Origin of the sequence: Bacillus sp. TE8-1, from assembly GCF_008368855.1 — a bacterium.
Taxonomy (GTDB): domain Bacteria; phylum Bacillota; class Bacilli; order Bacillales; family Bacillaceae_G; genus Bacillus_A; species Bacillus_A cereus.
Window position 1 is genome coordinate 518712 of sequence record NZ_QPET01000014.1, and the last position, 21263, is coordinate 539974.

The window sequence follows — 21263 nt, forward strand, 5'->3', positions numbered from 1 at the left end:
AACAATGGTAGTAGGAGATTTCCCAATTGAATTAGATACAGTCGTTGTTGGTGCAGGTCCTGGTGGATACGTTGCGGCAATTCGTGCAGCACAATTAGGTCAAAAGGTAGCAATCATTGAAAAAGCTAACCTTGGTGGCGTATGCTTAAACGTTGGATGTATTCCTTCAAAAGCGTTAATCAATGCAGGTCATCGTTATGAGAATGCAATGCATTCTGATGACATGGGTATTACTGCAGAAAACGTAAAAGTTGACTTTACAAAAGTTCAAGAATGGAAAAACGGCGTAGTTAAGAAATTAACTGGCGGTGTTGAAGGCCTTCTTAAAGGTAACAAAGTTGAAATCATTCGCGGTGAAGCTTACTTCGTAGATGCTAATACATTACGCGTTATGACTGAAGATGCAGCTCAAACTTATACGTTTAAAAATGCTGTTCTTGCAACTGGTTCTACACCAATCGAAATTCCAGGATTCAAATACTCTAAACGTGTTATCAACTCTACAGGTGCTTTAAGCTTACCTGAAATTCCTAAAAAACTTGTTGTAATCGGCGGCGGTTACATCGGTATGGAATTAGGTACTGCATATGCTAACTTCGGTACAGAAGTTACTGTAGTAGAAGCTGGCGACGAAATCTTAGCTGGTTTCGAAAAAGCTATGAGCTCTGTTGTTAAACGCGCTCTACAGAAAAAAGGTAACGTAAATATCCATACAAAAGCTATGGCTAAAGGCGTTGAAGAGACAGAAACTGGCGTAAAAGTTAGCTTTGAGGTTAAAGGTGAAATCCAAACTGTAGAAGCAGATTACGTATTAGTAACTGTAGGTCGTCGTCCAAACACTCAAGAAATCGGTCTTGAGCAAGTTGGAGTTAAAATGACTGACCGCGGCATCATCGAAATCGATGAGCAATGTCGTACAAATGTACCAAACATCTATGCAATCGGTGATATCGTTCCTGGACCACCATTAGCTCACAAAGCTTCTTACGAAGGTAAAGTAGCTGTAGAAGCAATTAGTGGCCATGCATCAGCTATCGATTACATCGGAATTCCTGCAGTATGCTTCACTGATCCAGAATTAGCATCTGTTGGTTACACTAAAAAACAAGCTGAAGAAGCTGGAATGACTGTAACTGTATCTAAGTTCCCATTCGCTGCTAACGGTCGTGCATTATCATTAAACAGCACTGACGGTTTCTTACAACTTGTAACACGTAAAGAAGATGGTCTTCTTGTAGGTGCTCAAGTTGCAGGTGCAGGTGCTTCTGATATTATCTCTGAGATTGGTTTAGCTATCGAAGCTGGAATGACAGCTGAAGATATCGCTCAAACAATCCATGCTCACCCAACATTAGGTGAAATCACAATGGAAGCAGCTGAAGTTGCTCTTGGAATGCCAATTCACATTGTAAAATAATTTAAGTAATGTAAATAGCCCTTCTCTTATTGTAAGAGAGGGGCTATTTTTATTTTCATCAAATGACTTGCAAGGTCTTTAAACGTACTTGTCGAATGAATATATAATACTTTAACAAATGATTCCGGCTTAACTTACTTCAAAGGTAATATATATCATCCTATAATATGTAATTGATTCAAACGTAACCCCATATATTAATAAAATAGAGCATGTCAAAGGAGAAGGTTCCATGAAAATATTACATGTTATATTTTATCATTTACTACTATGGAGTGGCTTTTCCACTGTATTAACATTATCGAATGGTGATAAGTTTCATTATAAAGTTATTCTTTTTTTCGTATTTCTATATTTAGCCTATGTAATAGCATATTTTGTATTGCACGTAAGAAAGCAAGCTTTATTTCTTACATGTTCGAATTGTATATTATTTTTAATCATATTATCTATTTTTTAAATTAGCGTTTATAAAAATACATTGTTCTTCCATTAAATAATTGTAACTCTCCTTCTAATTTCTTCGCTAAAAAACGGCAAAATTCATTTGCTTTCCCTTTGTCACCAAATGTTGCATTAGGTGGTAAAGAAACTTGGATGAAAGATTGTTCATTTTCTATACCAACACCAATATAAATTGAGTCATACCGGTCGTGATTGGATTGAAGTTTTAATGTTGTTGTAGATGTATCTAAAATTTCATAAGGAAAAGCGGTATTTGTATACGTGTAATTAATTTGGGCACCAGTTTTAGAAGTAACTGTTTTATAATAATGAAAAAGTTGTTTTATATCATCTATTGAAACTGATTGTTGGTTGGATTTCGGTACAAGCGTAATAAAGGCGTGTTGCATATAAGTTCCCCCTAACTTAGTAGAATACTATCATTCTACATCCTACTGAATTTTTTGACAATTAAAAGGAGTATTACATGTTTTGTTTAATATACTATTAATGAAACGTGATGTAGAAAGGTGGAAACCAATGTTTGAAAAATTGTATGATGAGCATGAAAGTGTGAAGGTACGATTTTTAGGGTTTATGACACATGATACACGTTATGATTTTGGTGTTATTTATACAAATATGTTTTTTGGAAAGCCGCTCATTGTTTGTATGCAAACAGGAAGGTCTACTTTACTCGGACGAGATGATGTAGAGAATGTTCAATATATACAGGAGATTTTTAAATTAGGATCAGAAGAGGAAGCAAAGGAGTTAGCTCAGTTTTTCAAATTTCTAGTTCCGTCAACTTCTTTACATGCGGAATATGAAGAATAATTAATGTGAAACAGTCGTACTTATAAATATGGCTGTTTTTTATTTGAATATCGCATACTAATTTAAATTTAAAATATTTAATGTGTTATACTAAAAACCTATTGACGTAAAAAGTATAACATATTAAAATAAAGACAGAAAGTTAAGCGGTTACAAAAAGTTTTTGGGATTATAAACTTAGGGGGAAATGAAAAATGGGAACAATCGTATGTCAAGATTGTGAAGGTACAATTGCACACTTCGAAGATGAGAAAGTAACGGTACTTTACGGGAAATGTGGATCTTGCGGATGTGATCACACAGAGCATACAAAAGCCCAATAATTGATAGGAAATGGACAGCTAAAAGTTTTTAGGACCATAAACTTAGGGGGAAATGAAAAATGGGAACAATCGTATGCCAAGTATGTGAAGGAACAATCGGACATTTTGAAGATGAGAAAACGACGGTACTTTACGGAAAATGCGGAACAAATTGTGACTGTGCTAGAAAAGATAATGCGAAAGCTTAATGATAAATAAATAGATAGATTACTATTGAAACTCAGGGGGAAATGAAAATGGGAACAATCGTATGCCAAGTATGTGAAGGAACAATTGGACATTTTGAAGATGAAAAATCAACAGTACTATACGGGAAATGTGGATCTCATTGCGAATGTGACCATAAAGAACATACAAAAGCTTAATAATAAGAAAAAGCGCCTACATGTGTAGGCGCTTTTTTAATAAATTGTAGTTGTATGACCAACTGTTGCAACGATTGCATCATCCCTAATCGGAATAAAGCTTATGGAGGTCTGTGGTGTACTAGAAGAAGCGTATTGGCTCATTATACGACTATCGATACGGGTAATAGTATCGGTCAAGAAAGCTGAAATAAAAGCGTAAGGGACTCGTCGTTCATTTAATGAATAAATAATTTCTTCTTTTGTTTTTACACCTACGCCATGCCCGTAAAAAAAGAAATTTCCTAAATAGATTGTATTTTCTCCTTGCCATTCAATCGTAGCTGGATTTACTTGTGGGTTTTTAAAGTAAACGAGGTCACCTGGAACAAGATCGCCACCGTTTTTTGTTATAAGCCTTAGATCTTGGTCGTAGTCCCATGTATAAAGTAAAAGGTTTGCAAATAGACGATTGAAAGTTTCTTCCTCATACAATGATAGTAAAGCTTTATAAAAAATAATGATCATAGCGGTTGCGCATTCAGTTCCATATAGTTTTCCGTTTTTGAAAATATCCTGTATGGCAATAGAAGGTGGTATGTTTGGAAGAAGCTCGAATCCCCCAAGAGACGTTCTTTTCCAATACTGGGGGTTGCAAAAGGATTGTTGAAATGTACGAAACTGAAATCCACTTTGAAAAAGCTCTAGTGCAGAGATAATAATATTAACTCGTAAATTGAGATCAAAGCTGAGTTCATCAGCTGTTCGGAAGGAATAAACTTCTTGATTTCCTGCCATTATTGATAAAATTTGTTGTTTCTCTGCTGCAAATGGCTCATATTCATTTGTAATATAAGGATGTACAATAGAACGGCCTATTACAATCATAATAGTATCCCCACCTATACGTTACATTCTTAAGTATCGTATGAAGAAAAGGAAAAAAGGTGAAAAAAAGCCTATCAACTGATAGGCTTGTACTCTTTAATAACACGTAATGTTTGTAATGTCATATCTTCAGGACCTTGTACAGGTAAACCTGCTTCTAAGTTTTTACGAATATACTCTAAGTTTTCTTGTGTAATAATTTCCCCCGGAGTAAAGATTGGAATCCCTGGCGGATAAACCATAACAAAATCAGCTATAATACGACCCGCTGCATTTTCAAATGGAATGACTTCTGTTTCCGAATAAAAAGCATCTCGAGGAGAAAGTGCTAGCACTGGAATTTCTGGAATCTCTACTTGTACTTGAACACCTTTATCTGCCCTATTTCTAAATGTTGCTGCTAAATCTTGTAATGCTGCAATAAGTGTATTTGTATCACTTTCTGTATCTCCCAAAGTGATAAGACATAGTATGTTGTATAGATCTGAGAGTTCTACTTCAATGTTATATTGCTCTCTAAGCCATACTTCAGCTTGGTGGCCGGTAATACCTAAATCTTTTACAGATACAATTATCTTTGTAGGATCATAGTTAAAGGTAGCATCTGTACCTAACATTTCTTTTCCAGGACAGTAAAGATGCTCAATAGAATTTATAGCATCACGAACATGCTCAGCTAATTGTATTGTTTGTTCTATGAGTGCTGTTCCTTCTGTAGCAAGACGTTTTCTCGCAACATCAAGGGATGCTAACAAGATGTAAGAAGTTGATGTAGTTGTAAGCATGCTAATAATAGATTGGACATGCTTTACATTCACTAAGCCTTCTTTCACATTAAGAATAGAACTTTGAGTTAAAGAGCCTCCTAATTTGTGAACACTTGTTGCTGCCATATCCGCACCAGCTTGCATCGCTGACATAGGTAATTCATCGTGAAAATGAATATGAACACCATGAGCTTCGTCGACTAGTACAGGGATGTCATAAGAATGTGCTAATTGTACAATCTGTTCTAAGTCTGCAGCAAACCCAAAGTACGTTGGGTTAATAACAAGTAAGCCCTTTGCATCTGAGTGCTCTTCAAGTGCTTTTTTGACAGATTGAATTGTGATTCCATGAGAAATACCGAGCTTCGGATCGATTTCAGGATGCATGAAAATCGGTTTTGCACCTGAGAAAATAATAGCTGACATTACTGATTTATGCACGTTTCGTGGTACTAGGATTTTGTCACCAGGACCGCAAACGCTCATCACCATTGTCATAATAGCGCCACTTGTACCTTGAATAGAAAAGAAAGTATGATCTGCACCGAATGCGGCTGCTGCTAAATCTTGTGCTTCTTTAATCATACCTTTTGGATGATGTAAATCATCGAGTGGCGCAATATTAATTAAATCAATTGCTAATGCATTATGCCCAATAAATTCGCGAAATGTAGGATCCATGCCCTGTCCTTTTTTATGACCAGGAATATGGAATTGAATTGGATTTCGCTTACTGTGCTCAACTAAAGCGGTAAACAATGGTGTTTCGTATTGGGACAATCTATACACCCCTTCTTCTTCATAATATTTAGTGTAATTTGTTTTATATAATCCTGCTCTAAAAAAGTGTAGCCCTTTTTAGAATAAGGCTTGTTTTTCTGCCATTCAAAAAATCGTTTTTGAGATGGTAGCTTCACTTTATTTTCTATAAAACAAAAGCATTATATCACCAATAATTATAGATGTATAGAAAAAAATCTTTTTAAGGTGAGTATGTTTAATAGTTAGCCTCAACTAATGAATAGAGGAAGACAATTCCATTAAAATGAATAAATAGTGTATAATGCAGAGTGGCTATAATGAAGAATAAAATATTCTCTTTAAGATAGCATAATGAAACAAGAAGAAATGATAAATGAGGTGCGAAATGGAATATCAATATCCGTTAGATTATGATTGGTCAAATGAGGAAATGGTTACAATGGTGAAGTTTTATGAAGCGATTGAGAAAGCTTATGAAAAAGGAATTATAAGAGAAGAGTTAATGGGTTTATATCGTCGTTTTAAAGAGATTGTTCCATCGAAAGCAGAAGAAAAGAAAATTGATAAAGAATTTCAAGAAGTAAGTGGATACTCTATATATCGTGCTATTCAAAGGGCAAAAGAAGTCGAAGAACAAAAGCTTGTAAAAATGTAAAAAATATTTTGAAAAATAAAAACTGAAGTGATATAATGTGATAACAACTAAAAACGGACAATATAAATTGTCCGTTTTCTACTATCGATTACAAAGTGCATATAAAGGAAGGAGTGATTGCATCGTAGATTCAATCTTAGCAAGGAATTGTTCGTTGGTCATTGCTGAAAACTCCTCTGGTGATATATGAATACCAACTAATAATTCTGCTTTTTTTACAGTAGCTAATCGTTCAATCATCTTTTGTAAGTCTTCGGTTTCAAGTGTTTTATGTAATTTCACACTTGGTTTAGTATGGTCAATGGACCAAACGAAGTCATTTGGAATATTTGTTTTTAAATCATTTAAATGTTCTAAGAAGGCATGAGCCGTCTCAACTTTTTGTGGACACTCATAGATTAAACCAAAGTATATGAAGGCATGAGTACCCCATAAGCCGATTTGGAAATGCGGTAGCATTTTATATCCTCGTTTATTTGTTGAAAAAGCAACCCAAGTATCGTTTGGTGGATTGACTTTGCGGCGTGCGTGTTTTGCAACATGATAAAAAAAGTTCTCATCAGTTTGTTTGGATAAGTATTCTGCAAATTGTTCCCCTAAAGCTTCTAGCTTAGGATGAATGTTCGTTTTAATTGCACTCATTCGTTCTTCGAGACCATCAACTGTAAAGACATCAAAATCAGTTGACTTGAATGTTTGTATTGTCATGATTGTTCCTCCAACTCCTATTTTGCTTTTATTTTAGCATAGCTTGTACTATTCATAAAAAAAACAGCACAAAAAAATTTAAATAAAAAAATATAATTTTGTTGCATAGATGATTTATCCAACATAGTATAGTATAAAACAAAAAATCAGAAAATTGAATTAATTCTAGTCCGAGGGCAGACGAATATTGGGAGGAGGCAAATAATATGAGACAGGTGATTAATGCGTTAAAGAGAACAGATGCTGAAAAGAGAATACCGGTGCTACGTTTGGAGCTAGATTATGAATTAGCAACTTTATATGATGCGATGATGGAAGATGATAACCAGAAAAAAGAAGAGTGTGTACAAAAGTTAGAAGTGTTAAGACTTGAAATGATTCGTTTAGAAGCGTAATAATAGTATATGTATAAAAAATTAGTTGGTGCGAACCTTATAAAGGGTTCGTTTTTTCTGTGAACAGTATAGATCGGAGTGTTTAAACATGCAAGAAGTATGGAAAGACATCGATGCACACGCCAAACGGTGGATTCGGGATGCAGGAGAGCATTTAATGGCATCAATGAAAAAAGCACTTATTATAGAAACAAAATCAAATGCAGCTGACTTAGTTACAAATATGGACCGAGAGATAGAACAGTTTTTAATTGGGAAAATTAAAGAAACATTCCCGAATCATAATATTTTAGGAGAAGAGGGTTATGGAGACGAGATAACGTCTTCTGACGGGGTTGTTTGGTTAATTGATCCAATTGACGGCACGATGAACTTTGTTCATCAAAAAAGAAATTTTGCGATTTCAATTGGGATTTATGAGAACGGTATCGGAAAGATTGGACTTATATATGATCCAGTGCATGATGAACTATATCATGCAGTCAAGGGATCTGGAGCTTTTTGTAATGATATATCAATTCCTCCATTGGAAAAAGGAACTGTAGAGCAAGGTATTGTAGCTTTAAATGCGATATGGCTTACAGATAATCCATTGCTTAATATGGAAAGTATGATGGCACTTGTTAAGAAAGCAAGGGGCACAAGGTCATATGGCTGTGCAGCGTTAGAGATGGTATACGTTGCAACAGGAAGAATAGATGCATATGTAACGCCGAGATTATCACCATGGGATTTTGGCGGAGGGCAGATAATTGTAGAAGAAGTTGGAGGTAAGGTGACGACATTCTCTGGAGCGCCACTTTCTATCATAGAGAAGAGCAGTGTGTTAGTTGCAAAACCAGGAGTGTATGAAGAAGTGTTATCGTTTATATGAGAGCAACAAAAAAAGTAAGAGGCTGTGTATAAGCTTCTTACTTTTTAGCGTTATTGTGATTTGCGCATTTTTCTTTTTGTTACAAAACCGTATCCAACTGTAACAAATGTGCCGATAATGCAAATAATAATACCGATTGGACTATTTTCAGCAATCATAATGCCGATACCGATTAAGAAAATAACACCGATAATTGCAGTTAATAAAAAGCGATATTGAATGTGTTCCATTTCTTCACCCTCCAATCTCATTTTACTTTCACAAAAGTAAGAATACAACTATATTTTCATTCTTGCTTTTATTTTAATTGCTATTGTATCCCCTTCGCTCTTATAATAGAGAAGGATTAAAAAGACATTAGGAGTTGGACATGTTGAAAAAACGACAAGATTTACGTAATATAGCAATTATTGCCCACGTTGACCATGGTAAAACAACACTTGTTGACCAGTTATTACGTCAAGCGGGGACTTTCCGTGCGAACGAACACGTTGAAGAACGCGCAATGGATTCAAATGATCTAGAAAGAGAACGCGGTATTACAATTTTAGCGAAAAATACAGCGATTCACTATGAAGATAAAAGAATTAACATTTTAGATACACCTGGTCACGCTGACTTCGGTGGAGAAGTAGAACGTATCATGAAAATGGTTGATGGTGTTTTACTTGTTGTTGATGCATATGAAGGTTGTATGCCACAAACACGATTTGTTTTAAAGAAAGCTCTTGAGCAAAACTTAACTCCAATCGTAGTTGTAAACAAAATTGACCGTGACTTCGCTCGTCCAGATGAAGTAGTTGATGAAGTAATCGACTTATTCATTGAGCTTGGTGCAAACGAAGATCAATTAGAGTTCCCAGTTGTATTTGCATCAGCAATGAACGGAACAGCAAGCTTAGATTCAAATCCAGCAAATCAAGAAGAGAATATGAAATCATTATTCGATACAATTATCGAACATATTCCAGCACCAATTGATAACAGCGAAGAGCCACTTCAATTCCAAGTAGCACTTCTTGATTACAACGACTACGTTGGACGTATTGGAGTTGGTCGCGTATTCCGCGGTACAATGAAGGTTGGACAACAAGTTGCTTTAATGAAAGTAGACGGAAGCGTGAAGCAATTCCGCGTAACGAAATTATTCGGTTACATGGGATTAAAACGTCAAGAAATTGAAGAAGCAAAAGCAGGGGACTTAGTAGCCGTTTCTGGTATGGAAGACATTAACGTAGGTGAAACAGTATGTCCAGTTGAACATCAAGATGCGTTACCATTATTACGTATTGATGAGCCAACACTACAAATGACGTTCCTTGTAAATAACAGCCCATTTGCAGGTCGTGAAGGTAAATACATTACATCTCGTAAAATTGAAGAGCGTCTTCGTTCACAATTAGAAACAGATGTAAGTTTACGTGTAGATAATACAGATTCTCCTGATGCGTGGATCGTATCTGGACGTGGGGAACTACATTTATCTATCTTAATTGAAAACATGCGTCGTGAAGGTTATGAATTACAAGTATCTAAGCCAGAAGTAATCATTAAAGAAGTTGATGGCGTAAGATGTGAGCCTGTAGAGCGCGTACAAATCGATGTACCTGAAGAATACACTGGTTCTATTATGGAATCTATGGGTGCACGTAAAGGTGAAATGTTAGATATGGTGAATAACGGAAACGGTCAAGTTCGCCTTACTTTCATGGTTCCAGCACGTGGTTTAATTGGTTACACAACAGAATTCTTAACATTAACTCGTGGTTACGGTATTTTAAACCATACATTCGATTGCTACCAACCAGTACACGCTGGACAAGTTGGTGGACGTCGCCAAGGTGTTCTAGTTTCACTTGAAACAGGAAAAGCATCACAATACGGTATTATGCAAGTTGAAGACCGTGGTGTAATCTTCGTTGAACCAGGTACAGAAGTATATGCTGGTATGATTGTCGGAGAACACACTCGTGAGAACGACTTAACAGTTAACGTTGTGAAAATGAAACAACAAACTAACATTCGTTCTGCGACGAAAGATCAAACTTCAACAATGAAGAAACCACGCCTAATGACTTTAGAAGAATCATTAGAGTACTTAAACGATGACGAGTTCTGTGAAGTAACTCCAGAATCAATTCGTCTACGTAAAAAGATTCTTGATAAGAGTGAGCGCGAAAGAGCTGCTAAGAAAAAGAAATCTGTTGAAGCGTAAATATAAAAATATTGTTTATTTTTTAGAATATTTACTCTTTTTTTGTGGACAGTATTTTTTTTGCGAGTTACTCTTGTATTAAGTGTATAAAGAAAATTGCATTTTACTGCTAGGGGGGAAGAGTGTGTTAGAAAGGATGTCTTTTTTTGCAAAATTGTGTAAGGTAGATGAAAATCCAGAGTTAGGAATGTGGTTACTTTATGGGACGATTATTATATTAAGTGCTCTCGTTTATAATTTAGGGTTTGCTAGAAAGTTGTCTGTACTAAAAAATATTGTGATATACATATCATTAGCAATTGGATGCACAGTATTAACCTTTTTTGCTGTGTTTTTACCTGTTGGAGAAGGACTTGTTGTAGCGGCAATTGTACTTGGAATTTATAGACTGCGTTTGCGTCAAGCGAAACAACAAAAAGCAGGATAAGAAAGGGGAGTTTTCATGCGTTCAGTACAAGATGCACTATATAATTGGTTAACAATTAAAACAGTTGCGGAAGCACGTCCAGATGATAGTGCTGCAAAAGAAACATATTTGTTATTTCAAAATATGGTATATGAAGAACATAAATTAAGAAATGTGGAAGTCGAAAAGAACGAGGAAATGTATTTAATTACATATGAAATAAATGGAGAACGGAAATCTGCAAGGTTTCCGTTAGAAGCCATTGATTGTTTTTTGGATCAGATGAATCGTGAACCAGAAAAATATAAATAAGTCCTTATCTATATGAGTAAGGACTTATTTACATTTTACCAATCATCTTCGATTTTTTTATCACGATATAATCGGAAATTACCACTTGCATGACGTTCCATTGTACGCTCTGCAATTCGTTCCGAACATTCCATGCACATATATGTATGAATAGGGCGATTACGCAGTTTTTTTGCCATAGGATTTTCATCATCTAACATATCTTTTTTATCACAAATCATACATTTGACTCTCATTTCGTCACCTCAATACGAATTCTATCAGTATAAGTATATCATGGAAGTATAATGTTTTTGAATAATAGTGGGAAAAAATAATATTTTCGCAATTCGAAAAATAAGTTATGATAAGGATATACCAAGTATATTTGGAGGTGAAAATATGGCGAATGTAGTAGAGCCTACCTTAACAGAGGATTTAGTACAAACGTTGCGTAAAGAGTGTATTGTTATGATAGCAACGACAGATTTCGAAAAACAAGTTCCTAACGTAAGTGCTATTTCTTGGGTGTATGCAGTGAGTAAAACTAGTATTCGATTTGCAGTAGATCAACGTTCACGTATTGTGGAAAATATACGTCATAATACAGGTGTGGTATTGACTATAATGGCGAATGAATCCGTATTTTCTATAAGTGGTGCAGGTGAAATTTTGACAGATAGAATGGAAGGTATTTCTCTAAAATTAACTGTAATAGAAGTAAAGGTGCAAGAAGTGCGTGATGTTATGTTTTATGGAGCGAAACTTGCAATTGAACCAACATATGAAAAAACATATGATCTTCGGGCAGCGAAAAAGCTGGATAACGAAGTCTTAGTAGGGATAAGAGAATTATAAAGATGCTAAATAAGAAATTCGTTTATTCACTTTTGTAGTCGGTTATTGTGATTTAACGTTAATAATTATAATAAAAAGTAATATATTGAATAGAAATGAATAAAGAATAAATAAAAGGTTTAATGACTATGATTTTCGATTCTACCTCGTTTACACGGTACATATAATTATAACAATGGTTCGTCCATATTTTATGGATGAAACCCTTGTTCTACAAATTTAAAAGTGGAGTCAGGGGGTAACAGGTTGGATAAAATTTATGTGTTAGATACGAATGTACTTTTGCAGGATCCTTTATCTATTTTTTCATTTGAAACCAATGAAGTAGTGATTCCAGCAGTTGTATTAGAAGAGGTTGATTCGAAAAAACGTTATATGGATGAAGTAGGAAGAAACGCTCGTTATGTATCTAAGTTAATAGATAAATTTCGTGAAATAGGAAAGCTGCATGAAAGTATCCCGCTAGAAAACGGCGGAACATTTCGTATTGAATTGAACCATCGTTCATTTGTGCAACTACAAGATATTTTTGTAGAAAAAACAAATGATAATCGAATTTTAGCTGTAGCAAAAAATCTATCTTTAGAAGAACAGGAAAAAGAGGACGGGAAGTCTGTTATTTTAGTAAGTAAAGATGTACTCGTAAGGGTAAAAGCTGATGCAATTGGTTTGAAGGCTGAAGATTATTTAAGTGATCGCGTAATTGAAGTAGAAAATATATATTCTGGTTTTTTAGAAGGATATATATCAAAAGAACAATTGGATTATTTTTATGAGAAAGGTGAATTGCCTCTATCTGAAATTGCGAATCATCCTTTTTACCCAAATCAATTTGTAGTAATGAAAGATGCATTAGGGGGCTCTAGTTCTGCGCTTGGCATTGTGGATCACTTAGGGAAGAAGGTAAAGAAACTTATTTTTCACAATGAACAAGTGTGGGGGATACGACCACGAAACGTGCAGCAAATTATGGGATTAGAATTGTTGCTTCGTGAAGATATTCCGCTTGTAACGTTAACGGGGAAAGCCGGCACAGGAAAAACGTTACTTGCGTTAGCTTCGGGACTTATGCAAACAGAAGACTTAGGGTTATATAAAAAATTACTTGTGGCAAGACCAATTGTTCCAGTCGGAAAAGATATCGGTTATTTACCAGGAGAAAAAGAAGAAAAATTAAGACCATGGATGCAGCCAATTTTTGATAACCTAGAGTATTTATTTAATACGAAAAAGCCAGGAGAGTTAGATGCTATTCTAGCTGGAATGGGTTCGATTGAAGTAGAAGCCCTTACTTATATACGCGGGAGAAGTATTCCAGATCAGTTCATTATCATTGACGAAGCACAAAATTTAACAAAGCATGAAGTGAAAACGATATTAACTAGGGTAGGGGAAAAGAGTAAGATTGTATTGATGGGAGATCCTCAGCAAATTGATCACCCATATTTAGATGAATATAATAATGGCTTAACGTATGTTGTAGAGAAGTTTAAAGAACAGCGTATTAGTGGTCATGTGAAGTTTGTTAAAGGAGAGCGATCTAATTTAGCTCAACTAGCAGCAGATTTATTGTAAAAAAGGAGTGAGCTTAAGCTCACTCCTTTTCTTTAAATAATTGTAAATTTACGGATGTTACGGATTGGATTTTGTTGATTAGATCCATCATTGAAATAGAGATGAACAGGCCCGTCTTCTTTTAATGGTTTTCCTTCTTTTGAAAAGCCTAGTATAGCATTTTTGACAGTTTCTAATGGAAGTGTCATTGTATGATCTACCGTTTCAATTTCAACTTGCGTAGCGTCCTCTAAAATTTCAGCGCTAGCAAGGAATGGATGAAATGGTATACCAAATGTTCCAGTAATCAGCTGTTCTTTTTTATATTTCTTCACACTTTGTTGTATTGGAGGAAAAGCGGCACCATCACGGATTTCGCGATCCCAATGTTCTGAAGTGTTTTTTAAATAAGTTTCTAGTTCAGACGTGTTTTCTCTAGTTTCATCAAAGTAAGTTGTCAAATCTACTTTTCGATCATCAAAGATCCAAACAGTTGGATCAATAGTGATTGGAAAACGTACTTTTCCGTTAATAAATAAAATTTCGCTCATTGTTGTTCCCCCATTTGTGTTATACTCCCACTTTTCAGTATAATAGTATTAGACACTGTTGTCACAAAAAATGTTTCTATTGCAATTTATTAAAACTATCGCTAATATTAATAGATAGGATAGAGGAGAGTAGGACGGAAACGGAGGGAATCAATTTGGCGTCTGAGACAGTAGCAAATCATCAGGAAAAGGCACTAGCCCTTCTACAAGCGGATGCAGAGAAGATTTTAAGACTTATTAAGGTGCAAATGGACCATCTTACAATGCCGCAATGTCCATTATATGAAGAAGTGTTAGACACACAAATGTTTGGACTATCCCGCGAGGTCGATTTTGCAGTTCGCCTTGGTCTTATTGCAGAAGAACAAGGGAAAGCAATGTTAGGTGAGCTCGAACGTGAGTTATCTGCACTTCATGAAGCATTTACAAACAAACAACAATAACGGGTTCAAATAAGGGGGCTCAAACTAAATTAGTTTGAGCTTTTTATTTGTATAATAAAGCAGGAAGAATCAATGTACATATGGAATACAACAATAATTAAATTGAAACAGAAAGAGGAAATGAAATGAAAAAAGTATGGAAATCAATGGATTATTCATTGTTACTTCCTCTTGTTATCTTATGTGTGCTGGGGGTAATAATGGTATATAGTTCTAGTTCCATTGTTGCGATTTCGCGATTTGATAAACCAGCAAATTTCTTTTTTAAAAGACAATTAATTACTTTAGTTGCTGGGACAATAGTATTAATAATTATTGCTACTATCCCATATAAAGTTTGGAGAAAACGAATTTTTTTGTTGGGGAGTTACGGTGCTAGTGTTGCTTTATTAGCTGCAGCTGCCTTTTTCACTAAGTCAGTAAACGGTGCAAACGGATGGATATTTGGAATACAGCCTGCGGAATTTGTAAAGATAACGGTTATCCTCATATTAGCTCATTTTTTTGCGAAAAGACAAGAAACGAATACACCTGTTTTCAAAGGGTCAGGTCCAGTACTCATTGGTGTTGGTATAATCATGTTTTTAATATTAAAGCAAAATGATTTAGGTACTGATTTGTTAATTGCAGGAACAGTAGGAATTATGTTCCTTTGTTCGGGAGTACAGGTTAACTTATGGATTAAACGAATTGCTTTAACTTCTATAGTATGGATTCCGGCACTATATCTTCTTGGCAATTATGCATTAAATCCATATCAAAAGGCACGTTTTTCTGTTTTCCTTGATCCGTTTAATGATCCTCAAAAGGATGGATTCCAATTGGTAAATTCATTTATTGGAATTGCTTCTGGAGGGCTTAATGGTAGGGGATTAGGAAATAGTGTGCAAAAGTATGGTTATTTACCAGAACCACAAACGGATTTTATTATGGCAATTATATCGGAAGAACTTGGTTTTATAGGCGTAGCAATCATTTTGATTTGTTTATTGCTTATAATTATTCGATCATTTAGAGTCGCACAAAAGTGTACAGATCCATTTGGAAGTTTAATAGCTATCGGAATTGCAAGCTTGTTTGGAGTTCAAACGTTTATTAATGTTGGTGGTATGTCTGGAGTAATACCACTTACCGGAGTACCATTACCGTTTGTCAGTTACGGTGGTAGTTCTTTATTAGCTAATCTACTTGCGATGGGGATACTACTCAATATTGCTAGTCACGTGAAACGACAAGAGAAACAACAGAATGGATTAATGAAAGAAAAAGAACAAAATGGACCACATCTTGTAGTTGTAAAATAAAAACACATTGTGCTTTAGAGCATGATGTGTTTTTATTTTTAAGTAGTTTTAAATGTGATGTATTAATATATCTTTCGGTTAAACGATATATCACATTTAGTTTAATGTGATATACAATTAAGTTGTTAGAAAAGGAAGAGGTATGCTATACTATTTTTGTGAAACAAATTGCACAGAAAACTTATCATTTGTTAAAAAATAAGGTATGATGGATAAAAATAAAGTGAAGCTTTCTAAGTATAATATAATGTGGAAAGTGAAGAACTTCACGCTTTTTAAGGTGTGTATATATTTTATCTCTAAAGTGGTAGGAAAGTAGAGGGGGAAAATCATGACAAAGCTGCAACGTATTCAAAAAGTATTGGTAGCTAACCGTGGAGAGATTGCAATTCGTGTGTTTCGAGCTTGTTCGGAACTTGGATTAAAAACAGTTGCAATCTATTCTAAAGAGGATAGTGGTTCTTATCATCGCTATAAAGCCGATGAGTCCTATTTAGTTGGGGAAGGAAAAAAACCAATTGATGCTTATCTAGATATTGAAGGCATTATTGAGATTGCAAAAAGTAATCATGTAGATGCAATCCACCCTGGATATGGTTTCTTGTCAGAAAATATTCAATTCGCTAAACGTTGTGAAGAAGAAGGAATTATCTTTATCGGTCCGAAAAGTAAGCATTTAGATATGTTTGGAGATAAAGTGAAAGCAAGAACACAAGCGCAGCTAGCACAAATTCCAGTTATACCTGGTAGTGATGGTCCAGTAAATTCATTAGAAGAAGTCGAAAAATTTGCTGAAAAGTATGATTACCCGATTATTATTAAAGCATCCCTTGGGGGTGGCGGTCGTGGTATGCGTATTGTGCGTACTAGTGAGGAATTAGGAGAATCATATAATCGAGCGAAATCAGAAGCGAAAGCAGCCTTTGGTAATGATGAAGTTTACGTCGAAAAATTCGTTGAAAAACCTAAACATATAGAAGTACAAATTTTAGCAGATGAAGAAGGCAATGTTGTTCATTTATACGAGCGTGACTGTTCTGTACAACGTCGTCATCAAAAAGTTGTAGAAATTGCACCGAGTGTATCACTTTCAGATGATCTGCGTCAGCGTATTTGTGATGCTGCTGTGAAGTTAACGAAAAATGTAAATTATTTAAATGCAGGAACAGTAGAATTCCTTGTAAAAGATGATGAGTTTTACTTTATTGAAGTAAATCCACGTGTTCAAGTAGAACATACGATTACAGAAATGATTACGGGAGTAGATATTGTTCAATCACAAATTTTAATAGCTGATGGACATGCATTACATAGCAAAATGGTAGGTGTTCCGAAGCAAGAGGAAGTAGTTGTACATGGATTTGCAATTCAATCTCGTGTAACAACTGAAGATCCGCTAAATAATTTTATGCCGGATACAGGAAAAATTATGGCGTATCGATCAGGCGGTGGTTTTGGTGTACGTCTTGATACAGGAAATAGCTTCCAAGGTGCAGTTATTACACCGTACTACGATTCTTTACTTGTAAAAGTTACAACTTGGGCACTTACTTTTGAGCAAGCTGCTGCAAAAATGGAACGTAACTTAAAAGAATTCCGTATTCGTGGTATTAAAACAAATATTCCATTCCTAGAGAATGTAGTAAAACATAAAAACTTCTTATCAGGAGAATATGATACTTCATTTATCGATGCGTCACCTGAATTGTTCTTGTTCCCGAAACGTAAAGACCGTGGAACGAAAATGTTAAATTACATTGGTACAGTAACAGTAAATGGTTTCCCAGGGGTAGGTAAAAAAGAAAAACCAATATTCCCAGATGCTCGTATTCCATGTTTAAAACATTCAGAGCCAATCCAAAATGGAACGAAACAAATTTTGGACGAGCGTGGAGCGGACGGATTAGTAAAATGGGTACAGGATCAAAAGCGTGTACTTTTAACGGATACAACATTCCGTGATGCACACCAGTCATTACTTGCAACTCGTATTCGTACAAAAGATTTACATCAAATTGCGGAGCCAACAGCGAGAATGTTACCGAACCTATTCTCAGCGGAAATGTGGGGCGGTGCAACATTTGACGTTGCGTATCGTTTCTTAAAAGAAGATCCATGGGAACGATTACTAGATCTTCGTGAAAAAATGCCGAACGTGTTATTCCAAATGTTACTTCGTTCTTCAAACGCAGTTGGATACAAAAACTATCCAGATAATTTAATTCAAAAATTTGTGGAATGTTCTGCTCAAGCAGGCATTGATGTATTCCGTATTTTTGATAGCTTAAACTGGGTGGAAGGCATGAGAGTTGCAATTGACGCTGTACGAGACACTGGTAAAATTGCAGAAGCAACAATGTGCTACACAGGGGATATTCATGATCCACTGCGTAGTAAATATGATTTAAATTACTATAAAAATTTAGCAAAAGAGTTAGAAGCATCAGGAGCTCACATTTTAGGTATTAAAGATATGGCGGGCTTACTAAAACCAAATGCAGCATATGATTTAGTTTCTGCATTAAAAGAGACAGTGTCGATTCCAATTCATCTGCACACGCATGATACAAGTGGAAATGGTATATTAACGTATACGAAGGCAATTGAAGCGGGTGTTGATATCGTCGATGTAGCAGTGAGTTCTATGGCTGGTCAAACGTCACAACCAAGTGCGAACACGCTATACTATGCATTAGGTGGAAACGAAAGACAACCAGATGTTAATATAGATTCTTTAGAAAAACTATCTCATTATTGGGAAGATGTACGCAAATACTATGCACCGTTTGAAAGTGGTATGAATGCGCCGCATACAGAGGTATATATGCATGAAATGCCGGGTGGGCAGTATAGTAATCTTCAGCAACAAGCGAAGGCGGTTGGTTTAGGAGATCGCTTCGATGAAGTGAAAGTAATGTACCGCCGTGTGAATGACATGTTTGGAGATATTGTAAAAGTAACGCCATCATCAAAAGTTGTTGGTGATATGGCATTATTTATGGTTCAGAACCATCTGACAGAACAAGATGTTTTAGAGCGTGGACATGCGATGGACTTCCCAGGGTCTGTTGTTGAAATGTTCTCTGGTGATTTAGGTCAACCGTACGGTGGTTTCCCGAAAGAATTACAAAAGATTATTTTAAAAGGGAAAGAGCCATTAACAGTAAGACCAGGTGAATTACTAGAGCCAGTAGATTTCGAAGCGTTAAAAGAAGAATTATTCCATAAACTTGGACGCGAAGTAACGATTTTTGATGTAGTGGCATATGCTTTATATCCAAAAGTATTTATGGATTATGAAAAAGTTGCTGAGCTTTATGGAAATGTATCTGTACTTGATACACCGACGTTCTTCTATGGTATGAGACTAGGTGAAGAAATTGATGTAGAAATTGAACAGGGTAAAACATTGATGGTTAAACTAGTATCAATTGGAGAACCTCAGCCGGATGGAAACCGTGTTCTTTACTTGGAATTCAACGGTCAACCACGTGAAATTATCGTGAAAGATGAGAGTGTAAAAGCAACAGTTGCACAACGTGTGAAAGGAAACCGTGAGAATCCAAATCATATTAGTGCAACGATGCCAGGAACGGTAATTAAAGTAGTTGTAAAAGAAGGCGACGAAGTGAAAAAAGGCGATTCTATGGCAATTACAGAAGCGATGAAAATGGAAACGACAGTTCAAGCGCCGTTCAATGGTAAAGTGAAGAAAGTATATGTTAACGATGGTGATGCAATTCAAACGGGTGATTTACTTATTGAATTAGATCACTAAAATAAAAAAAGGGCTGTGTAAATACAGCTCTTTTTTTATTGCAAAAAAATCCCTTGCCAATTCGGCAAGGGATTTTAGTTTTATATTATTTTGTTTGTTTAGAAGTTGATGCAGCTTCTTTTGCATTCACTTTACTTCTTGTTCCTAACATAACTAAATAGCATAGTACAGCAAACAAGCAAGAAATAAATAGAGAATGTAACAATGCCATCGCTAAACTAGCGTTTGTAAATACAACTAAAACTCCTACTACAGCTTGAAGTGTAACAAGGATAAATGAAATGATCCATCCCCAATATACGACAGGTTGCTGTTTGTAATGGCGAATAGCGAGAATCATCGCGTATAGTATCCAAGCGAAAATTAACATCGCTGCAACTCTATGGCCCATTTGAACCCATTCATGTAGTTGAGTTGGCATAGGTCTGTTTTTGCTACATAAAGGAAAGTCTGGACAGGCTAAGCTAGCTCGTTCGTGACGTACTAAAGCGCCTGTGTAGACGACGATATAACTGTAAATTGTTACACCATAAATATGAAATTTCATTTTTTTGTCCATAATAAGTGAACGTGCATCAAATTTTTGGTCAATTTCAAAGATAAGACACGTTAATAAAATGACAGAAGCAAATGAAATTAAGGAAATACCGAAGTGGATAGCAAGTACAGCTGGCATTTGGCCCCAAACAACTGCTGCTGCTCCCATTAATGCTTGTGCAACTAAAAATACGAAGGATAAAATTGCTAACGTTTTTGTTTCACGCACATGTTTATAATATTTCCAGGACAAAATACAAAGGAGAGTGACAAGAATTCCAGCTGATCCTGATGTTAATCGGTGGCTAAGTTCAATAATAGTTTCCATTGATAAATTAGATGGAACAAATTCACCGTTACAAAGTGGCCATGATTTACCACAACCTTGACCAGAACCTGTTTTTGTAACTAAAGCGCCTCCTAATAAAACTATTAATAAATCAAGGCTTGTAATGACTGCTAACCATTTAATAAAGCGTTGCAATCTCTTTCACCATCTTTCTGCTATGAAGTTATTGCGAAATATTTTCATTCCATTATGTATAGAATAAAACGCGCTAGTTCCTATGATATATAAAAAATAATAAAATAGCAAAGAAATGGAGGAGGAAGGAAATGGGGAGAAAACAGGTGTAAAAACAGGGTTCCTAAGGAAAATTTTGGGTGAAAAATAGGCTATTTTGAAAAGAAATGGGGAGAATACGTGTTAAATAGGACAAAATAGTTTATTATAGAAGGTAACATCATGTTATGATAAGGACAAGTCAGAATGAAGTTTTTTATATTCGACACAAAAAGTTCATGTTTTCTTCACAAAATGTTCGGGAAATATGATTTAATATATTGGAGTATGAGCGTAGATTAGTAGTAGAATGGGTTAACAATGTTTCTACTGTAATAATATTGCTATAT

Annotated in this window: 25 protein-coding genes; 17 read left to right on the plus strand and 8 right to left on the minus strand. The window is 35.5% G+C overall.

What is annotated here, in order from left to right:
• Window positions 1-4: 4 nt before the first annotated feature.
• Window positions 5-1417, plus strand: coding sequence for a dihydrolipoyl dehydrogenase (lpdA, locus tag DN404_RS14615; RefSeq protein WP_000260104.1), 1413 nt, complete (start codon window positions 5-7; stop codon window positions 1415-1417).
• Between the two features lie 232 nt (window positions 1418-1649).
• Window positions 1650-1877 (plus strand): hypothetical protein, encoded by a 228-nt coding sequence (locus DN404_RS14620; protein ID WP_000697469.1) that lies wholly within the window; start codon window positions 1650-1652, stop codon window positions 1875-1877.
• A gap of 1 nt (window position 1878) precedes the next feature.
• Here DN404_RS14620 and DN404_RS14625 read toward each other — a convergent pair whose 3' ends face one another.
• Window positions 1879-2271, minus strand: coding sequence for a DUF1885 family protein (locus DN404_RS14625; RefSeq protein ID WP_001163299.1), 393 nt, complete (start codon window positions 2269-2271; stop codon window positions 1879-1881).
• 130 nt (window positions 2272-2401) lie between these two features.
• On the opposite strand from DN404_RS14625, the gene DN404_RS14630 reads away from it, so the two are divergent.
• From DN404_RS14630 to DN404_RS14645, 4 genes are all read left to right on the plus strand, one after another.
• The gene (locus DN404_RS14630) at window positions 2402-2698 is read left to right on the plus strand and encodes a DUF3055 domain-containing protein (RefSeq protein WP_000462038.1); all 297 of its coding nucleotides are present in this window, start codon (window positions 2402-2404) and stop codon (window positions 2696-2698) included.
• A gap of 194 nt (window positions 2699-2892) precedes the next feature.
• A complete protein-coding gene (locus DN404_RS14635; RefSeq protein ID WP_000536778.1) occupies window positions 2893-3021 on the plus strand; it encodes a GapA-binding peptide SR1P in 129 nt (42 codons plus the stop codon).
• A gap of 59 nt (window positions 3022-3080) precedes the next feature.
• On the plus strand, window positions 3081-3209 hold the full coding sequence (locus DN404_RS14640; RefSeq protein WP_000536803.1) for a GapA-binding peptide SR1P: 129 nt from the start codon (window positions 3081-3083) through the stop codon (window positions 3207-3209).
• Window positions 3210-3257: 48 nt separating this feature from the next.
• The gene (locus DN404_RS14645) at window positions 3258-3386 is read left to right on the plus strand and encodes a GapA-binding peptide SR1P (RefSeq protein ID WP_000536796.1); all 129 of its coding nucleotides are present in this window, start codon (window positions 3258-3260) and stop codon (window positions 3384-3386) included.
• 36 nt (window positions 3387-3422) lie between these two features.
• Here DN404_RS14645 and DN404_RS14650 read toward each other — a convergent pair whose 3' ends face one another.
• Window positions 3423-4253, minus strand: a complete 831-nt coding sequence (locus DN404_RS14650; RefSeq protein WP_000635337.1) for a protein-glutamine gamma-glutamyltransferase — start codon at window positions 4251-4253, stop codon at window positions 3423-3425.
• A gap of 74 nt (window positions 4254-4327) precedes the next feature.
• Window positions 4328-5800: an arginine decarboxylase gene (speA, locus tag DN404_RS14655; protein WP_000084899.1), complete on the minus strand. Its 1473-nt coding sequence runs from the start codon at window positions 5798-5800 to the stop codon at window positions 4328-4330.
• Between the two features lie 367 nt (window positions 5801-6167).
• On the opposite strand from speA, the gene DN404_RS14660 reads away from it, so the two are divergent.
• Window positions 6168-6437, plus strand: a complete 270-nt coding sequence (locus tag DN404_RS14660; protein WP_000456562.1) for a UPF0223 family protein — start codon at window positions 6168-6170, stop codon at window positions 6435-6437.
• 81 nt (window positions 6438-6518) lie between these two features.
• Here DN404_RS14660 and DN404_RS14665 read toward each other — a convergent pair whose 3' ends face one another.
• On the minus strand, window positions 6519-7145 hold the full coding sequence (locus DN404_RS14665; RefSeq protein ID WP_000155317.1) for a YktB family protein: 627 nt from the start codon (window positions 7143-7145) through the stop codon (window positions 6519-6521).
• A 206-nt stretch (window positions 7146-7351) separates the two neighbouring features.
• Between DN404_RS14665 and DN404_RS14670 the strand changes: the two genes are divergently transcribed.
• Window positions 7352-7540 (plus strand): hypothetical protein, encoded by a 189-nt coding sequence (locus DN404_RS14670; protein WP_001250165.1) that lies wholly within the window; start codon window positions 7352-7354, stop codon window positions 7538-7540.
• 88 nt (window positions 7541-7628) lie between these two features.
• Complete coding sequence (locus tag DN404_RS14675; RefSeq protein WP_001158701.1) at window positions 7629-8414, plus strand: inositol monophosphatase family protein; 786 nt, start codon at window positions 7629-7631, stop codon at window positions 8412-8414.
• A gap of 50 nt (window positions 8415-8464) precedes the next feature.
• Here the strand turns inward: DN404_RS14675 and DN404_RS14680 are convergent, their stop codons facing one another.
• Window positions 8465-8644, minus strand: coding sequence for a DUF5325 family protein (locus DN404_RS14680; RefSeq protein WP_000400127.1), 180 nt, complete (start codon window positions 8642-8644; stop codon window positions 8465-8467).
• Between the two features lie 140 nt (window positions 8645-8784).
• On the opposite strand from DN404_RS14680, the gene typA reads away from it, so the two are divergent.
• The 3 genes from typA (at window position 8785) to DN404_RS14695 (ending at window position 11347) form a co-directional block, all read left to right on the plus strand.
• The gene (gene typA, locus DN404_RS14685) at window positions 8785-10629 is read left to right on the plus strand and encodes a translational GTPase TypA (RefSeq protein WP_000914762.1); all 1845 of its coding nucleotides are present in this window, start codon (window positions 8785-8787) and stop codon (window positions 10627-10629) included.
• A 124-nt stretch (window positions 10630-10753) separates the two neighbouring features.
• On the plus strand, window positions 10754-11056 hold the full coding sequence (locus DN404_RS14690) for a YlaH-like family protein (protein ID WP_000893662.1): 303 nt from the start codon (window positions 10754-10756) through the stop codon (window positions 11054-11056).
• 15 nt (window positions 11057-11071) lie between these two features.
• On the plus strand, window positions 11072-11347 hold the full coding sequence (locus tag DN404_RS14695; RefSeq protein ID WP_001258151.1) for a hypothetical protein: 276 nt from the start codon (window positions 11072-11074) through the stop codon (window positions 11345-11347).
• Between the two features lie 35 nt (window positions 11348-11382).
• Here the strand turns inward: DN404_RS14695 and DN404_RS14700 are convergent, their stop codons facing one another.
• The gene (locus DN404_RS14700; RefSeq protein ID WP_002082250.1) at window positions 11383-11583 is read right to left on the minus strand and encodes a YlaI family protein; all 201 of its coding nucleotides are present in this window, start codon (window positions 11581-11583) and stop codon (window positions 11383-11385) included.
• Window positions 11584-11728: 145 nt separating this feature from the next.
• Here DN404_RS14700 and DN404_RS14705 point away from each other — a divergent pair, with 145 nt between their 5' ends.
• Window positions 11729-12184: a pyridoxamine 5'-phosphate oxidase family protein gene (locus tag DN404_RS14705; RefSeq protein WP_000024596.1), complete on the plus strand. Its 456-nt coding sequence runs from the start codon at window positions 11729-11731 to the stop codon at window positions 12182-12184.
• Window positions 12185-12430: 246 nt separating this feature from the next.
• Complete coding sequence (locus DN404_RS14710; RefSeq protein WP_000358083.1) at window positions 12431-13759, plus strand: PhoH family protein; 1329 nt, start codon at window positions 12431-12433, stop codon at window positions 13757-13759.
• Between the two features lie 32 nt (window positions 13760-13791).
• Here DN404_RS14710 and DN404_RS14715 read toward each other — a convergent pair whose 3' ends face one another.
• Window positions 13792-14289, minus strand: a complete 498-nt coding sequence (locus DN404_RS14715; RefSeq protein WP_149215151.1) for a molybdopterin-binding protein — start codon at window positions 14287-14289, stop codon at window positions 13792-13794.
• A 155-nt stretch (window positions 14290-14444) separates the two neighbouring features.
• On the opposite strand from DN404_RS14715, the gene DN404_RS14720 reads away from it, so the two are divergent.
• From DN404_RS14720 to pyc, 3 genes are all read left to right on the plus strand, one after another.
• Window positions 14445-14732, plus strand: coding sequence for an Fpa/YlaN family protein (locus tag DN404_RS14720; RefSeq protein ID WP_000135694.1), 288 nt, complete (start codon window positions 14445-14447; stop codon window positions 14730-14732).
• A gap of 125 nt (window positions 14733-14857) precedes the next feature.
• The gene (locus DN404_RS14725) at window positions 14858-16036 is read left to right on the plus strand and encodes an FtsW/RodA/SpoVE family cell cycle protein (RefSeq protein ID WP_016123290.1); all 1179 of its coding nucleotides are present in this window, start codon (window positions 14858-14860) and stop codon (window positions 16034-16036) included.
• Between the two features lie 331 nt (window positions 16037-16367).
• Complete coding sequence (gene pyc / locus DN404_RS14735; RefSeq protein WP_000164085.1) at window positions 16368-19814, plus strand: pyruvate carboxylase; 3447 nt, start codon at window positions 16368-16370, stop codon at window positions 19812-19814.
• An 85-nt stretch (window positions 19815-19899) separates the two neighbouring features.
• Here pyc and ctaA read toward each other — a convergent pair whose 3' ends face one another.
• Entirely contained in the window at window positions 19900-20835 is a 936-nt protein-coding gene (gene ctaA, locus DN404_RS14740) for a heme A synthase (RefSeq protein ID WP_001188742.1), read from the minus strand.
• Between the last annotated feature and the right edge of the window lie 428 nt (window positions 20836-21263).

Excerpts from the sequence above, each read along its gene's own strand:
- DN404_RS14630 (WP_000462038.1), top strand. The coding sequence starts at position 2,402 with ATGTTTGAAAAATTGTATGATGAGCATGAAAGTGTGAAGGTACGATTT.
- DN404_RS14725 (WP_016123290.1), top strand. The coding sequence starts at position 14,858 with ATGAAAAAAGTATGGAAATCAATGGATTATTCATTGTTACTTCCTCTT.
- DN404_RS14625 (WP_001163299.1), bottom strand. The coding sequence starts at position 2,271 with ATGCAACACGCCTTTATTACGCTTGTACCGAAATCCAACCAACAATCA.
- typA (WP_000914762.1), top strand. The coding sequence starts at position 8,785 with ATGTTGAAAAAACGACAAGATTTACGTAATATAGCAATTATTGCCCAC.
- DN404_RS14660 (WP_000456562.1), top strand. The coding sequence starts at position 6,168 with ATGGAATATCAATATCCGTTAGATTATGATTGGTCAAATGAGGAAATG.
- DN404_RS14635 (WP_000536778.1), top strand. The coding sequence starts at position 2,893 with ATGGGAACAATCGTATGTCAAGATTGTGAAGGTACAATTGCACACTTC.
- DN404_RS14670 (WP_001250165.1), top strand. The coding sequence starts at position 7,352 with ATGAGACAGGTGATTAATGCGTTAAAGAGAACAGATGCTGAAAAGAGA.
- pyc (WP_000164085.1), top strand. The coding sequence starts at position 16,368 with ATGACAAAGCTGCAACGTATTCAAAAAGTATTGGTAGCTAACCGTGGA.
- DN404_RS14680 (WP_000400127.1), bottom strand. The coding sequence starts at position 8,644 with ATGGAACACATTCAATATCGCTTTTTATTAACTGCAATTATCGGTGTT.
- lpdA (WP_000260104.1), top strand. The coding sequence starts at position 5 with ATGGTAGTAGGAGATTTCCCAATTGAATTAGATACAGTCGTTGTTGGT.
- DN404_RS14645 (WP_000536796.1), top strand. The coding sequence starts at position 3,258 with ATGGGAACAATCGTATGCCAAGTATGTGAAGGAACAATTGGACATTTT.
- DN404_RS14715 (WP_149215151.1), bottom strand. The coding sequence starts at position 14,289 with ATGAGCGAAATTTTATTTATTAACGGAAAAGTACGTTTTCCAATCACT.
- DN404_RS14675 (WP_001158701.1), top strand. The coding sequence starts at position 7,629 with ATGCAAGAAGTATGGAAAGACATCGATGCACACGCCAAACGGTGGATT.
- DN404_RS14695 (WP_001258151.1), top strand. The coding sequence starts at position 11,072 with ATGCGTTCAGTACAAGATGCACTATATAATTGGTTAACAATTAAAACA.
- DN404_RS14665 (WP_000155317.1), bottom strand. The coding sequence starts at position 7,145 with ATGACAATACAAACATTCAAGTCAACTGATTTTGATGTCTTTACAGTT.
- DN404_RS14640 (WP_000536803.1), top strand. The coding sequence starts at position 3,081 with ATGGGAACAATCGTATGCCAAGTATGTGAAGGAACAATCGGACATTTT.
- DN404_RS14620 (WP_000697469.1), top strand. The coding sequence starts at position 1,650 with ATGAAAATATTACATGTTATATTTTATCATTTACTACTATGGAGTGGC.
- DN404_RS14700 (WP_002082250.1), bottom strand. The coding sequence starts at position 11,583 with ATGAGAGTCAAATGTATGATTTGTGATAAAAAAGATATGTTAGATGAT.
- DN404_RS14705 (WP_000024596.1), top strand. The coding sequence starts at position 11,729 with ATGGCGAATGTAGTAGAGCCTACCTTAACAGAGGATTTAGTACAAACG.
- DN404_RS14650 (WP_000635337.1), bottom strand. The coding sequence starts at position 4,253 with ATGATTGTAATAGGCCGTTCTATTGTACATCCTTATATTACAAATGAA.